The organism is Rhodoferax potami (assembly GCF_032193765.1).
GTDB lineage: Bacteria > Pseudomonadota > Gammaproteobacteria > Burkholderiales > Burkholderiaceae_C > Allorhodoferax > Allorhodoferax potami.
Window position 1 is genome coordinate 2,428,289 of the sequence record NZ_JAVBIJ010000001.1, and the last position, 13,443, is coordinate 2,441,731.

General features: G+C 60.9%; 14 protein-coding genes. 4 read left to right on the forward strand and 10 right to left on the reverse strand.

The genetic code is table 11. From position 1 onward, the window contains the following. Positions 1 to 14 precede the first annotated feature (14 nt). The 3 genes from RAE21_RS11655 (at position 15) to RAE21_RS11665 (ending at position 3,595) form a co-directional block, all read left to right on the forward strand. Positions 15 to 1,256: a glycosyltransferase family 9 protein gene (locus RAE21_RS11655; RefSeq protein WP_313881511.1), complete on the forward strand. Its 1,242-nt coding sequence runs from the start codon at positions 15 to 17 to the stop codon at positions 1,254 to 1,256. Next, the gene (locus RAE21_RS11660; protein ID WP_313881512.1) at positions 1,253 to 1,735 is read left to right on the forward strand and encodes a GtrA family protein; all 483 of its coding nucleotides are present in this window, start codon (positions 1,253 to 1,255) and stop codon (positions 1,733 to 1,735) included. The genes RAE21_RS11655 and RAE21_RS11660 overlap by 4 nt, the downstream gene beginning before the upstream one ends. A gap of 90 nt (positions 1,736 to 1,825) precedes the next feature. Continuing rightward, positions 1,826 to 3,595: an ArnT family glycosyltransferase gene (locus tag RAE21_RS11665; RefSeq protein ID WP_313881514.1), complete on the forward strand. Its 1,770-nt coding sequence runs from the start codon at positions 1,826 to 1,828 to the stop codon at positions 3,593 to 3,595. A gap of 40 nt (positions 3,596 to 3,635) precedes the next feature. Here RAE21_RS11665 and RAE21_RS11670 read toward each other — a convergent pair whose 3' ends face one another. From RAE21_RS11670 to ygiD, 7 genes are all read right to left on the reverse strand, one after another. Further along, on the reverse strand, positions 3,636 to 4,472 hold the full coding sequence (locus tag RAE21_RS11670) for a shikimate dehydrogenase family protein (protein WP_313882701.1): 837 nt from the start codon (positions 4,470 to 4,472) through the stop codon (positions 3,636 to 3,638). Further along, positions 4,472 to 4,918, reverse strand: a complete 447-nt coding sequence (gene aroQ / locus RAE21_RS11675) for a type II 3-dehydroquinate dehydratase (RefSeq protein ID WP_313875252.1) — start codon at positions 4,916 to 4,918, stop codon at positions 4,472 to 4,474. The genes RAE21_RS11670 and aroQ overlap by 1 nt, the downstream gene beginning before the upstream one ends. Before the next feature lie 66 nt (positions 4,919 to 4,984). Further along, positions 4,985 to 5,989: a TRAP transporter substrate-binding protein gene (locus RAE21_RS11680; protein WP_313881515.1), complete on the reverse strand. Its 1,005-nt coding sequence runs from the start codon at positions 5,987 to 5,989 to the stop codon at positions 4,985 to 4,987. A 100-nt stretch (positions 5,990 to 6,089) separates the two neighbouring features. Continuing rightward, on the reverse strand, positions 6,090 to 7,367 hold the full coding sequence (locus RAE21_RS11685) for a TRAP transporter large permease subunit (protein ID WP_313881516.1): 1,278 nt from the start codon (positions 7,365 to 7,367) through the stop codon (positions 6,090 to 6,092). A gap of 18 nt (positions 7,368 to 7,385) precedes the next feature. Beyond that, complete coding sequence (locus RAE21_RS11690; protein WP_313875249.1) at positions 7,386 to 7,904, reverse strand: TRAP transporter small permease; 519 nt, start codon at positions 7,902 to 7,904, stop codon at positions 7,386 to 7,388. A gap of 116 nt (positions 7,905 to 8,020) precedes the next feature. Continuing rightward, positions 8,021 to 8,722 carry a TetR/AcrR family transcriptional regulator gene (locus tag RAE21_RS11695; protein ID WP_313881517.1) on the reverse strand — a complete coding sequence of 234 codons (702 nt, stop codon included), beginning with the start codon at positions 8,720 to 8,722 and terminating at the stop codon, positions 8,021 to 8,023. A 139-nt stretch (positions 8,723 to 8,861) separates the two neighbouring features. Further along, positions 8,862 to 9,767, reverse strand: a complete 906-nt coding sequence (gene ygiD, locus RAE21_RS11700) for a 4,5-DOPA-extradiol-dioxygenase (RefSeq protein WP_313881518.1) — start codon at positions 9,765 to 9,767, stop codon at positions 8,862 to 8,864. A 172-nt stretch (positions 9,768 to 9,939) separates the two neighbouring features. Here ygiD and RAE21_RS11705 point away from each other — a divergent pair, with 172 nt between their 5' ends. Beyond that, the gene (locus RAE21_RS11705; RefSeq protein WP_313881519.1) at positions 9,940 to 10,089 is read left to right on the forward strand and encodes a lmo0937 family membrane protein; all 150 of its coding nucleotides are present in this window, start codon (positions 9,940 to 9,942) and stop codon (positions 10,087 to 10,089) included. 43 nt (positions 10,090 to 10,132) lie between these two features. On the opposite strand, the gene RAE21_RS11710 is transcribed toward RAE21_RS11705, so the two are convergent. The 3 genes from RAE21_RS11710 to RAE21_RS11720 form a co-directional block, all read right to left on the reverse strand. Beyond that, on the reverse strand, positions 10,133 to 11,479 hold the full coding sequence (locus tag RAE21_RS11710; protein ID WP_313881520.1) for a dicarboxylate/amino acid:cation symporter: 1,347 nt from the start codon (positions 11,477 to 11,479) through the stop codon (positions 10,133 to 10,135). 155 nt (positions 11,480 to 11,634) lie between these two features. Beyond that, the gene (locus tag RAE21_RS11715) at positions 11,635 to 12,273 is read right to left on the reverse strand and encodes a hypothetical protein (RefSeq protein WP_313881521.1); all 639 of its coding nucleotides are present in this window, start codon (positions 12,271 to 12,273) and stop codon (positions 11,635 to 11,637) included. Further along, complete coding sequence (locus RAE21_RS11720) at positions 12,270 to 13,439, reverse strand: exo-alpha-sialidase (RefSeq protein WP_313881522.1); 1,170 nt, start codon at positions 13,437 to 13,439, stop codon at positions 12,270 to 12,272. Before RAE21_RS11720 ends, RAE21_RS11715 begins: the two co-directional genes overlap by 4 nt. Positions 13,440 to 13,443: the final 4 nt, after the last annotated feature.

Here is a 13,443-nt window from a genome sequence, read left to right on the forward strand (position 1 = left end):
GATCCCCCGCACCCATGAATATCCAGACACAACGCTTCATTGACCGCTGGGCAGGCCAGCTCCTGTGCGGCGCGGTGTCAGGATGGGTCAAGTTGACCGGCATGTTCGGTGCACCGGCGCGCATGCCGGCCGCACCGAAAAACATCCTGGTGATCTTGCTCTCCGAGATGGGCAGCATCGTGCTCGCAGGTCCGATGTTTGCGGCATTGCGCCGCCAATACCCCGGGGCTGCGATCCACATCCTGCAACTCAAAAAGAACCAGGAAGTCTCCAAGCTGCTGTCATTGACGGATGTGGCCCACATGCACACTCTGGACGACAGTTCGGGCGCATCGCTGATCAGCGACATCTTGAAAGTCAGCCTGCAGATGCGTCGCATCGGGCTGGACGCAGTGATCGATTGCGAGCTGTTTTCCCGGGTGAGCGCCCTGCTGTCGTTCAGCACCGGCGCCCCCGTGCGGGTGGGCTTCACGCCGCACACCCAAGAGGGCCTGTATCGCGGAAGCTTCATCAACCACAGCATTCCCTACAACCCTTACCAGCACATCAGCAAACAGTTTTTGTCGCTGGTGGATGCACTGCAGTCGCCGGAGGCCATGCCCCGCAACCGCGCAGGTGCCATCCGTGAGATTCCGTCCGAACCCGAGCTGTCGGTTCCGTTCAGCGCCGATGAACTGCGCAGCTACCGCCAGAAGGTGGAAGTAGATCACCCCGTGACCGCAAACCGCGCCTTGGTGCTGGTCTACGCGGGCGGCGGCATCCTGCCGGAGCGGGCTTGGCCTGCCAGCCATTACGCCCGGGTGGTTCAGGGCTTGTGCAATGCCGGATACGCCGTGGGCCTGATTGGTTTGAAAGACGACGCTGTGCTGGCGCGTGACCTCAAAACCCAGGTCGGCAGCGAGGCCTGTATTGACCTGACCGGCTACACCAAAAGCATCCGAGAGCTGCTGATGCTGATGCATGCCAGCCGCCTGCTGATCACCAACGACGGTGGCCCCAGCCACTTTGCGACGGTCACCCCCATCCAGACCATGGTGTTTTTCGGCCCCGAAACCGGCAAGCTGTACGGCCCCTTGGGCAAAAAAACCATCATTCTCGAGAGCGGCATTGCCTGCTCGCCGTGTTTGACGGCCTACAACCACCGCCTCACCTTCTGTGATGGCGACAACCAGTGCCTCAAGCGGATTGCACCCGACCCGGTGCTGGCGCAAGCCCTGCAGTACCTGGGCACCGCTGTCGAGAGCCCTGCTGCATGAACGGGCTGCAACGCACCGTGCTGTGGGCCCTCGGGCTGCTGGAGCGCTACCGGTACATCAAGTTCGGCATTGTGGGTGCGAGCGGCACCGTGGTGAACCTGGCGGTGCTGCATTTCGGTCATGAGTTTTTGTTCAACGAGATCGAATCCGGCTACAACAAGCCCTACTTTTCATTGGTGCTGGCGATTGCTCTGGCAACCCTGAACAACTTCACCTGGAACCGGCTATGGACCTGGTCCGACCGGGTAAAAACGCTGGAAGCCGGCGAAGTGCAACCCGTCAGCCTGCGCTTGCTGGGCATGGAGTTCGGACAGTACGTCACCGCGTCGGCTTTCGGCAGTGGCATGCAATATGTATTGACCTTGCTGCTGTCCGGCAGCATGGACTACCGGCTGGCCAACATCATTGCCATTGTGGCGGCCAGTGTCAGCAACTTTCTGGCCAACGACCGGTGGACGTTCAAGCGTCACCGCGACTGACGGCCATCCGCTGCGCCAAGGCCATGGCACGGCGCACGACCGCTCGGGTGCCCACGGAATCCACAGGCCTACAACCCCGCCGCTCTTTTTATGCCAAATAAGCAAATTGCCGCCGCCGATATTGCGTGGTTAGCTCTTGTTTTTATAGCAAGCGCTTTATATCTCTTGGGATTGGGCGGCAGCTACGCCCCCACCAACGGCGACGAAATGGTCTACATCCATATCGCTCGCATGACGGCCGAGAGTGGCCACTGGCTGCCGCTGCAGTCCGAGCTGGTGGGCACCCGCAACACCAAGCCGCCCCTGCTGATCTGGCAGGCCATGGTGGCCGGTGGCTGGGGCGAGACCTGGAGCTTGTTCGCATTGCGCCTGCCCAGCATTGCCTACACCTTTGCCACCACTGCCCTGCTGGCGTTTTTTGCCTACCGGATGAGTGAAGCGTCGAACCGGCTGCGCACCGCTTGTTTGGCCGCTGCCTTGTACTTGCTGTTTTTTTCCACCTTCCGCTACGGACGGGTGTACCTCACCTCTGCGCCCGAGACCTTCTGGCTTGCCTTGCCCATGTGGTGGGTACTGTGGCTGCGCCTGCGAGCCAGCGCCACCGGTAGCATGCACCGTGCGGACACCACGCCCGGCCCCTTGGCATACACCTTGTTCGGTATCGCCATGGGCCTGGGCGCGGCCTACAAGTCTTTTGCCTTGGTGGCACCGGCCGCTGCCGCCTTGTGGTGCGCGGTGCTGCTGAGCACGCCTTGGAGCTGGCGCACCGCGGTGCGCACCACGCTGGGGTGCGGCTGGAGCGCTGCGCTGGGCCTGGGCATTTTTGCGCTGTGGTTTGTGCTGGACCCGGACCCCGCCAGCGTCTGGCAGGAGTTCGTGGTGGCAGAAAACGCGGGCAAGATGTCCAGCAGCATGGGCTACTGGCAGGCCGCGCTGTCGGGCCCTTACCCGATGTGGACGCAGCTGCTGGCCTACCCGTCAAACGGCGGCTTGTTGGCGCTGCCGGTGCTGGGTTTTTGCCTGCTGGCCCTGCGCCATACAGGGCAGCTGCGCCGCCTCTCGAACCTGAGCCCAGCGCCCTGGGTCTTGCTGGCCTGGATCGTAGTGTGGCTGGTGGTGTTCACCGTACCCAACCAGCGTTCGGAGCGCTATGTGATTCCTGCCATGCCGGCGGTGGCGATTGCCATGGCATTGGTGTGGGACCGGCTGCCCCGTCTGTGGTTCTGGCTCACCCTGCTGATCACAGTCCCGGCATTGGTGATGCTCGGTCGCATCAGTTGGGTGATGGGTAACTTGTCGATGGCATCGAACGGCGAAGTCGCTATCACTTTGATAGCTGCAGGCGCAGGCATTATGGCGGCTATTGCCGGTTTTTATCGAAAATCATGGGCGGGCAATGCCAGCCTGGTGACCGTGCTGGCGGTGTATGGCTGCTTCACCCTCATGGTGCAGCCTATCTCCAAAGATGAAGCGGGCTACAGCCCGGCCATCGAAGCGCAGATGAAGGGCCAGCGGGTCGCCGTGCCCAACGGGTTCACCGGGCAATACGAGCGCTACCACTTCCAGTTACATGGCGCGCGCATCACGCCCTATGACGCGGAAGGCCGCAACACCGGCGCGCTCTACCCCGAGATGCCACCCAAGGAACGGCTGGCGCGCTTGCTGAATGAATTTGATGCCGTAATCTGGCTTCAAGAGGACTTGAACGAGCCGCCCTCATGCCTGCCCGATTGCACCCTGCCGGCCCAGCGCTGGCACGTGAAAAGCCGGCACAAGGACGGCGAGGTGACGTTAAACAACCTATGGCAGGTGCAGGACTGGCTGTTCCGCCGCGAGTGGCTGCTCACAGCCACCCGGTAAACGCCCAGTAAGGGCCCCGGAACAAGGCCTGCTTGCAGGCTTACTGGTACTGCAAAGTAGCCAATGCGCGGAGCTCATCGGCATGGGTGCTGGGCAGGCCAAAGTATTCGAGATACGCCGGAATCTGCTCAAACAACATGTCCGAGCCCACCTGCACTTGGCAGCCACGTGCAATGGCTGCCGCCAGAAATGCGGTGGTCTCGGTTTTCATGACCACTTCGCCCACAAAGGTGCTGGCTGACAGGCGCGACACATCCAGAGGCATCGGGTCACCCTCGTTCATACCCAGCGGCGTAGCGTTCACCACCAGGTCAAAACCCTCCGGATCGGTGGATCCGGTAGTGACCTCGATTTGCGGATAGTGCTGGCGCAGGCGCGCTGCCAGCCCTTCGGCGGCCTCTGCATTCACATCAAACAGCGCCAGTGCCGACAGGCCTTCGGCCGCCAGCGATGCGGCAATCGCACAGCCCACGCCACCGCTCCCCACGACCAGGGCGCGTGCGCCCTTGAGCACCAGCCCTTTGCGCAGCACCCCGCGCACGAAGCCGGCGCCATCGAACATGTCGCCCTGTAACTGGCCTTGCGGCCCCAGGCGCACCGCGTTGCAGGCACCAGCAATCTGAGCCGTGGGCGAGAGCTCGTCCACCAGCGTGGTGGTGGTCACCTTGTGCGGCATGGTGATCAAGGCGCCCCGGATATTGGAGAGCTTGAACACGCTGCGCAAAAAGCCGGGGAAGTCTTCGGGCTTGGAGCCCATGGGCACCACCACCGCATTGACCCCGGCTTTTTCAAACCAGGGGTTGTAGATCATGGGCGCCTTGAAGGCGTGGGTCGGGTAACCGAGGTGAACAATGAGCTCTGTATTGCCGTTGATGATCATTTTTTCGCAGCTTTCGCCGCAGACACCCCGGCGCGCAGGGCCAGCAGGTAGCTGTCCGCGCCGAAGCCTGCGATCTGGCCCTTGACGATTTCCGCGAACACAGACTTGTGCCGGAACTCCTCACGGGCGTGAATATTGGACATGTGCAACTCGACGATGGGGCAGGTCAGGATGGCCAGCGCGTCGCGGATGCCATAGCTGTAGTGCGTCCAGGCGCCGGCGTTGATGAGGACTGCGTCCACACCGTCGATGAAACCCTGGTGAATGCGCTCGCACATGGCGCCTTCATGGTTGGTTTGAAAGGTCTCCACCTCCACACCCAGTTCGCGGCCCAAGGCCGTCAGGTCGGCGTTGATTTCATCGAGCGTGATGGTGCCGTACTGCACCGGATCGCGCTTGCCGAACATGTTGTGGTTAATGCCGTGGAGCATCAGGACTTTCATACAAACCTTTAGAGAAGATGGAATCAAACGCGGAGCAGCCCTTGCAGGCCGCTCCGCACGGCGTGATTACTTGCGCATCTTGGCCAACTCGGCCTGCACATCAGCCACGACGGTGCCCAAGGCAGCGCTGTGCTTGTCGATCACGGGCTTCATCTTCTCACGCAGCTTGGCGATTTCTGCGGCTGGCAGAGTCGTCACGTTCATGCCGTTTTTCTTGAGCAACTCGAGGTTGTTGTTCAAGGCGGCGCGGTTGGCTTCACGCTGGGCTTTCACCGCTTCATCGGCGGACTCGTCGATGATTTTCTTTTCAGCAGCAGACATGGTGTCCCACACCTTTTTGCTGAAGATCACGGACTGGGGGTTGTACTGGTGGTTGGTTAGGGCCACGTTCTTTTGCACTTCCCAGAACTTGTTGGCCGCGATCACGGCGATCGGATTTTCCTGGCCGTCAATCGCGCCCTGCTCCAGAGCAGCGTACACCTCAGGGAATGGCAGGGGTGTGGGGTTCGCGCCCAAAGCCTTCACCCAGTCCACGTTGATGGCGTTAGGGATCACGCGCAGCTTCAGGCCGGCGATGTCGTCCACCTTGGTGATGACTTTTTTACCGGTGGTGATGTTGCGGAAACCCAGCTCCCAGTACGACAGGCCGACGATGCCACGGTCCGCCAAGGCGGCGTGCATTTTCTGGCCGATGGGACCGTCCACAATCGCGTCCGCTTCTTTCTCATTGGCAAACAGGAAGGGGAAGTCAAAAATTTCCAGCGCTTTCACTTCGCTGGCCAGAATGCCGGAGTTCATCACGGCCATTTCCACGGTGCCGCCCTTGAGTGCGGACAAGGTGGCTTGGTCGCTACCCAAAGATCCGTTCAAGAACAACTGCACCTTGATCTTGCCACCGGACTTGGCTTCGACCGCGGATGCGAACTTGCGCATACCAGCCACGGCGGGGTGACCTTCAGGGCTGTTCAGGCCGAATTTGATGGTGCGCTCTTTGATGTCCTGGGCCGATGCCAGCCCACAAGCGGCCAGTGCCACGGTTGCCAAGACGGATTTGATAAACAGTCGCTTCATGAGTTGTCTCCTGGACAGTTAGAAATGTAAAAAGCAGGCGTACGCGGTGAATAAGAATCCTGTGCGTGGCGTACCCATCACGCACAGGCTTGGAATCGCATCAATAGAACCAGCGGGCCGGCACCATCACGAGTTGCGGGAACAAGACCATCAAGAACATGATGGCGAACTGGGCAATCATGAAAGGCACCACGCCCTTGGTGACCTCATCCATCCGGACCTTGCCCACACCGGCCACGGCATTGAGCACCGTGCCTACCGGCGGTGTGATCAGACCGATCGCGTTGTTGATGATGAACAGCACACCGAAGTACACCGGGTCAATGCCTGCGGCCTTGATGACAGGCATCAAAACCGGTGTCAGCAGCAGGATGGTGGGCGTCATGTCCAGGGCAGTTCCCACCACAATGACGAGCACCATGATCGCGAACATCAGGAGGCGCGGGCTGTCCAGCAGCGGCTGGAGCAACTCCACCACCTGGGCCGGCAGGTTCGCCACGGTAATCAGCCAGGCCGAGACCATCGCAGCAGCCACCAGGAACATCACCACCGCGCTGGTTTTGGCGGCAGAGATAAACAGCGGAACCAACTTGGCGAAGGTCAGCTCGCGGTAGATCACCGTCGAGATGAACAAGGAGTACACCGCAGCCACAACCGCAGCCTCGGTGGGCGTGAACACGCCGAACTTGAGCCCGAACACAATGATGAAGGGCAGCACCAGCGCCCAGGTGGCCAAGCGCATGGCATCCAGCACTTCGGCCATGGTCTTGCGGGGTGGCGGGGTGATGTGCTCTTTGCGAGCCAGCCACCACCAGGTCACCACCAACGAGAGTGCCAGCATCAAACCCGGAAACACGCCCGCCATGAACAGCTTGGAAATGGACACATTGGCGGCTACGCCGAAGATCACGAAACCGATGCTCGGCGGAATGACCGGCGCGATGATGCCGGCCGATGCAATTAGGCCCGCAGAGCGACCTTTGTCGTGCCCCGCAGCGACCATCATGGGCAGCAGCAAGGCGGTCAAGGCCGCGGCATCCGCCACGGCGGAGCCTGAAAGCGAGGCCATGATCACCGCGGCCACGATCGTCACATAGCCCAAACCCCCTTTGACGTGGCCGACCAGCGCCATCGCAAAGTTCACGATGCGACGGGACAAGCCGCCTGCGTTCATGATTTCACCGGCCAGCATGAAGAAAGGCACCGCCAGCAACGGAAAGCTGTTGGACCCTTCGAGCAGGTTTTGCGCGAGGATTTGCGCATCGAACATGTTGAGGTGCCACATCAGGGCGGCACCGCACAAGAGCAGAGAAAACGCGATGGGCACACCAATGGCCATTGCTGCCATCAAGGAACCCAGAAAAATAATGATCGTCATGACAATGGGCTCCGGGGCTTAGTGGGGGGCTTCTTCGGATTCCTGAATCAGCATCAGGTCCTTGTCGGCAATTTGGCCGGTCACCAGGCGGAACAGGTCCAGCGCCAGGATCGGAAAACTCAGGGCCGAGAACACCATGCCACCGGCATAAAACCAGCCCATGGAGACCTCCATCACCGGGCTGTCGGAGTCCTTGTTGACCAGGAATTGGTCATAAGTGCCTTTGAAGATTAGCCACAGGCACCAGATCATCAAAAGCAAAGACACGCCCATGGCAAAGCGCTTGCCCTTAGGGCCGAACTTGCCGACCAGCATGTCGGTACCCAAATGGGCGTTGTCGCGCAAAGCGATCACAGCGCCCAAGAAGGTGACCCACACAAACAACCAGCGGGACAACTCTTCCGACACGGTCAGCCCCGAGTTGAAGGCATAACGCATGAACACGTTGCCGAACACCAGCACCACCATCAGCGCAAGAGCGGCGGCGATGACATACCCGAGCAAGCGGCAATAGCCATCGATAAATTTTTTGAGCACACAGATCTCCGGAAAGTCTCACTTCCAATAATGTACGAACTAGTTAGTTTTTAATATTGCGGGTTTTCCCTAAAGCACCCGGGCATAACCGGGAAAGCTGTTATGCCGGAAAGGAATTACTTGCGCACAAAGCGCACCACCATGTCGGTGATGCTGGCGCGCCGGTCGGCCGATTGGGCAGAGCGCGCCTTGTCCTTGAAGATCAGCCCGAAGGTGTGGCGGTTGGACACGTTGAAGAAAGTCAGCGCCGAGATGGACGCGTGAATGTCCACCGGATCCAGCCCCTCGCGGAACACGCCTTGCTCCACCCCCCGTTGGTAAAGCCGGCGTATCGACTCAATCGCCGGCACGTTGAGCTGCTGGATCGAGGTGCTCTGGGCCAAAAAAGTGCCCTGCTGGATGTTCTCGTTCATCACCAAGCGGATGAAATCTTCGTTGTCCGCATGCCGGTCGAAGGTGAACTCCACCAACCGGCGCAAGGCTGCTTCGGGCTCCAGATCGTCCAGGTGCAAGTCGCCTTCGATCTGCCGCATGCGGCGGTACGACTCCTCCAGCACCGCAAGATACAAGCCCTCTTTGCTGCCGTAGTAGTAGTAAATCATCCGCTTGCTGGTGTGGGTGGCCTCGGCAATCGCGTCGATGCGAGCACCGCTCAAGCCCTTGTCGGCAAACTCTTTGGTCGCCACCTCCAGGATGCCGGCCATGGTGCGGGCCGGGTCGTTGGTGCGCGTGGGCGCAGCCTTGGCGCTACCGGCTGTGGCCGCTTTGCGTCGGGTGGGTTTGTCTGTCTCTTTATTGGAATGTACTAACTCGTTCATTCGACCAGTATAGGAGGGCGCACGCCGCACCTACAAGTGTGGCGATTCCGCAGCCCCTCACTGGGCTTATGCATCAAATCAGTGCCTGGCGCTCATGAGATATGCGCAAGCAGCTATCAAAACAGGAGCAAATTGAAGATTAGCCCCAGAGCACCGACCGCATGGAGATCGATGCAGACTGAAAGCCGGTGTTGAAAAAGCGCGGCATCTCGTCCGGCCGCACCGCGCCGGCAGCTACCAGCAAGGGCAGGTAGTGCTCGTGCGAGGGGTGGGCCTGTTGCGCCACCGCGCCTAGCGACTGGAACTTGGGCAGCTGGTCGAGCTGGCCTTTTTTGATCTGGTCCTGCACCACGGTGTCGAACTCGCGGCCCCAGTCATAGGTCTCGTTCGGCCCTGCGCCGTTGCGGGTGGCCCGCAGGTTGTGCACGATGTTGCCGCTGCCCACTACCAATACGCCGCGACTGCGCAGCGCATGTAGCTGGCGCCCCAGCGCAAAGTGTTCGGCCGGCGGGCGGCTGTAGTCCATGCTCAGCTGCAACACCGGAATGTCTGCTTTAGGGAACATGGGCTTGAGTACCGACCAGGTGCCGTGGTCTAACCCCCATTGGCTGGTGTCCAAAGCCAGCTTGTCGCCGGACGGCACCTTGATCTCCTGCGCGAGACTGCGGGCCACCGCCGGTGCTCCGGGCGCCGGGTACTGCACATCATGGAGCGCCTGCGGAAAGCCACCGAAATCATGAATCGTTGGCGGCTGTGCCATAGCGGTGACCTGCCAACCCTGCGTCAACCAATGGGCCGAGATGCACACGATCAATTGCGGCTTTGCCTGACGCGCCAACAGCTCTTTGCCCATGGCCTGCCAGCTGCGGCGCCAGGCGTTGTCCTCAATCGCATTCATCGGGCTGCCATGCCCGACAAACAGCACCGGCATGCGGGGCGAGGGTTTTAGAGCCTGCAACAAAGGCTGTGTGGAAGCGCCGGCCAGGCTGCTGCGAAAAGTAGTGGAGAGGGCGGCGAGTGTTGCCAGTGCGGATCTGCGGTGCATAAGGGGAGCGAGTGAAAAGACAAAAGGTGGAGTCGATGCGCGTGGCCAGAGTTCCCGATAGCGAATGCCTGCACTGTGCCAGCGCTTGTGTGCCCTGCCACACAGCCAAGCAGCTCGGGTGCACGCACACTGAAATGCCGTGCACTAGCGCACGCCCTTTTGAAAGTTACCCATGCTCTACACCATCGCACTTGTGCTTATTGTTTTGTGGCTCCTAGGGCTGGTCAGTGCCTACACGATGGGGGGCTTTATCCACGTCCTTCTGGTCATTGCCGTGATCATGATTTTGGTGAACCTGATCAACGGCCGCAAACCGCTATAAAAAAAGGGCCCGCAGGCCCTTTCTCTTTCAGGTCGCCTCGCACTCAGCGCGCGTCTGCACTCACTGCCATGGTGGCCACCTTCTGGTCCAACAGCACTTCAGGCTCTTGGGCTTCGATGGTCGTGGGGTTGTTCAGGCCTTCCGTCAGGCGCTGCATATCCAGGTCACCCGTCCACTTGGCCACCACCAGCGTCGCCACACCGTTGCCCACCAGATTGGTCAGGGCGCGGGCTTCCGACATGAAGCGGTCAATACCAAGAATCAGCGCCAAGCCGGCTACCGGCACATGGCCCACGGCAGACAAAGTCGCTGCCAACACGATGAAGCCGCTACCGGTGATACCGGCTGCACCCTTGGAGGTAAGCAACAACACCGCCAGCAAAGTGAGCTGCTGGGTCAGGTCCATGGGGGTGTCGGTCGCCTGGGCGATAAACACGGCCGCCATGGTCAGGTAGATGGACGTGCCGTCCAGGTTAAAAGAGTAGCCGGTGGGAATAACCAAGCCAACCACCGACTTGCGGGCGCCCAGGTTCTCCAGCTTTTCCATCATGCGGGGCAGCACCGACTCCGAGGACGAAGTGCCCAACACAATCAGCAACTCTTCCTTGATGTAGCGCACAAACTTCACAATGCTGAAGCCATGCAAGCGGCTGATCAAGCCCAGCACGCCGAACACAAAAATCAGGCAGGTCACGTAAAACGCGCCCATCAACTTGCCCAGCGAGAACAGCGAATCCACACCGTATTTGCCAATGGTGAAGGCCATCGCGCCGAATGCGCCGATGGGAGCGACCTTCATGATGATGCCCACGATGTCGAACAACACATGCGATGTCTTTTCGATCATGTCAAACACCATGGTGCCGCGACCGCCGAACTTGTGCAGCGCAAAGCCAAACAACACCGAGAACAACAGCACCTGCAGGATCTCCCCCTTGGCGAAAGCATCAATCACCGAGCTGGGAATCACATTGAGTAGGAAGTCGACCGTGCCCTGCATCTTGCCGGGCGCGGTGTAGGCCGCAATGCTCTTGGTGTCCAAGGCAGCAGCATCCACATGCATGCCGGCACCCGGCTGCAACAAGTTCACCACCACCAAACCGATGACCAAGGCTAGTGTGGACACGATCTCAAAGTACAGCAGCGCCAAGCCGCCGGTCTTGCCGACCTTTTTCATGTCCTCCATGCCGGCAATGCCGACCACCACGGTACAGAAAATGATCGGGGCGATGATCATCTTGATCAACTTGATAAACGCGTCGCCCAAAGGCTTCATCTCTGCGCCGGTTTGCGGAAAGAAATGCCCGAGCAGCACCCCGAAAATCACGGCGGCCAAAACTTGGACGTAAAGAGACTTGTAGAGCGGAGTACGCCCGGTGGATAGAGACATGGTGGAGTGTGGAATGTGCGTAAAAAAGCCAAGCGCAAATCCATGGACACGCGGTGCGCGCCATGATTCGCGAAAGGGCGCAACGATACGGCGCACACCCTGCAACGCCTACTGTGGCGTTCAACAGTAGGGTTAACCCTAATACTTCTAAGGCTTCACGCGCCCTTGCGGCGCACCCACCCACGCACTGCCACGATGTGCAAAACAAGCCAGAGCCACGGGTCGAGCACCGCGTCCCACAGATTGCCGCTCGGGAGGCGGAACACCGCAAACAACAGCAGCGCTGCCGGAACCAGCCAGGCCGTGCCGCGGCGCATCGCACCCGCTTGCAACAAGGGAGCCAAAGCCATGGCCAGCACCACTGCCAGTGCAGCCGGCCCAAACCCCAGCGGATACACCGACCAAGGTAGCTGCGCAAACGTATCCAGTAACAAGACCCAGCCCGCCACAATGCCGGCCAGCACGAGCCCGGTTTCCCCACGGTAAGCGCGCGCGCCATGGGCAGCAACATCTTCTGCCGGCGCCTTGCGCAGTGCGGTCCACCCCCACCACGCGCTCAGCAAAGCCAGCACGCCACTAGGGGCCTGAAACGCCAGCCCCAGCCCATAGGCGGCCGACAGTTCACCGGGCCACAAGGCCCACAAACCCAGTGCCGCAGGCACACTTAAGCGAACCCACCGGGGTACCGGCAGGCGGGCCAACAGCCCCGCAGCGCCACCAGCCAGCACCAAGGCCCAGCCGATATGCAGCCAGCACTGCATCACCGCCAAGGCGGGCAAAGCGGGCGCGCTCATGGTGTACCCCCGGGAGTAAAGCGCTGCCAAGACAAGGTGGCCCGGTCTACCGTGTAGGCCAACCACAGCGCATCGTCCGCCCACGCCATCGCGGGGTAAGAAAACTCGGCATCGCCGCCACCTGTGCGCAGGGTTTGCTGCAAGGTCCACTCCAGCCCGTCCCGGCTGCGACTCAAGTCGAGGCGGGTCCGGCCTTCAGGCGTCGGGTTGTGGGCCATCAGAATCTGGTCCGGCCCGAAACCGAAGGTAGCCACCGCAGAATCTGGGTTGCCCAAAGGCAAATCGGGCAGGTCCTGCCAGTGGGCACCGCCATCGGAAGTGCGTACAGCGGTGATCTTGCCGTTGTGCCGTTCATCGCGCATCAGGGCGACCCAATCGGTGGGGCTGCGCACGACCACACTGGGTTGCAACTGATAGGCCAGGCTGGACATGCGAACCAAGCCGGCAAACTCACCGGTGTCGTCGAGGCGCACTGCGGCGGGGTACTTCAAACCCAACTCAAAATGCACCGGCAGCACGGTGCCACCATCCTGTAGCGGCACTACCGCATTGCGCACCAGAAAACTGGTGTTCCAAAGCCAAGACAAGGGCAGCACTCGCACAGGTTCAAACGCCAAATCCTGCAAGGCCGTGGAGGCGCCGCTCTGGCGCAAGTGCAGCACCCGACTGGCCGCCCAGCCGCCCCACCCGGTCGCCACCACAAACAAATGGATACGGCCATTCGCATCGGCCCACGCCACCGGGTTGCCCAAGCGGCGGATGCCGTGGCCCAGCAGATCGCCCATGGTGTGGCGGTTCACCACAAAGCGCGGCTCTAACCAACGGCCAGACGCCCGATCCCATTGGGTGGCCGCAATTTGCACCAGCGGGCCGCTTTCGCGCTCACCCGAGAACCAAAACAGACTCAATGCCGCAGGGCTGCTGGCCGGCATCGGCAACAAGCTGCTCGCATGGGCGGCTGCGGTTCCGGGCGGCATCGGGACATCGCCCATGGCAACCCGCTGGAGGCTGGCGGCCTGTACCGGCTTGCCCTGCACCGACACTGCGGGCACCACGGCTTGGGCGGGCTGCGGCCCTGCCGGACGGGCAACATCATCCAGCGCCAGCACCGCCGCCGCGCCCACGAGCACAACTGCCCACCGGGACCATAACGAAGAAAACAACATGGGG

Bases quoted from the DNA above. Each gene is read 5' to 3' on its own strand.
- RAE21_RS11660 (WP_313881512.1), top strand. From the start codon at position 1,253: ATGAACGGGCTGCAACGCACCGTGCTGTGGGCCCTCGGGCTGCTGGAG.
- RAE21_RS11655 (WP_313881511.1), top strand. From the start codon at position 15: ATGAATATCCAGACACAACGCTTCATTGACCGCTGGGCAGGCCAGCTC.
- ygiD (WP_313881518.1), bottom strand. From the start codon at position 9,767: ATGCACCGCAGATCCGCACTGGCAACACTCGCCGCCCTCTCCACTACT.
- RAE21_RS11715 (WP_313881521.1), bottom strand. From the start codon at position 12,273: ATGAGCGCGCCCGCTTTGCCCGCCTTGGCGGTGATGCAGTGCTGGCTG.
- RAE21_RS11680 (WP_313881515.1), bottom strand. From the start codon at position 5,989: ATGAAGCGACTGTTTATCAAATCCGTCTTGGCAACCGTGGCACTGGCC.
- RAE21_RS11705 (WP_313881519.1), top strand. From the start codon at position 9,940: ATGCTCTACACCATCGCACTTGTGCTTATTGTTTTGTGGCTCCTAGGG.
- RAE21_RS11710 (WP_313881520.1), bottom strand. From the start codon at position 11,479: ATGTCTCTATCCACCGGGCGTACTCCGCTCTACAAGTCTCTTTACGTC.
- RAE21_RS11665 (WP_313881514.1), top strand. From the start codon at position 1,826: ATGCCAAATAAGCAAATTGCCGCCGCCGATATTGCGTGGTTAGCTCTT.
- aroQ (WP_313875252.1), bottom strand. From the start codon at position 4,918: ATGAAAGTCCTGATGCTCCACGGCATTAACCACAACATGTTCGGCAAG.
- RAE21_RS11685 (WP_313881516.1), bottom strand. From the start codon at position 7,367: ATGACGATCATTATTTTTCTGGGTTCCTTGATGGCAGCAATGGCCATT.
- RAE21_RS11720 (WP_313881522.1), bottom strand. From the start codon at position 13,439: ATGTTGTTTTCTTCGTTATGGTCCCGGTGGGCAGTTGTGCTCGTGGGC.
- RAE21_RS11695 (WP_313881517.1), bottom strand. From the start codon at position 8,722: ATGAACGAGTTAGTACATTCCAATAAAGAGACAGACAAACCCACCCGA.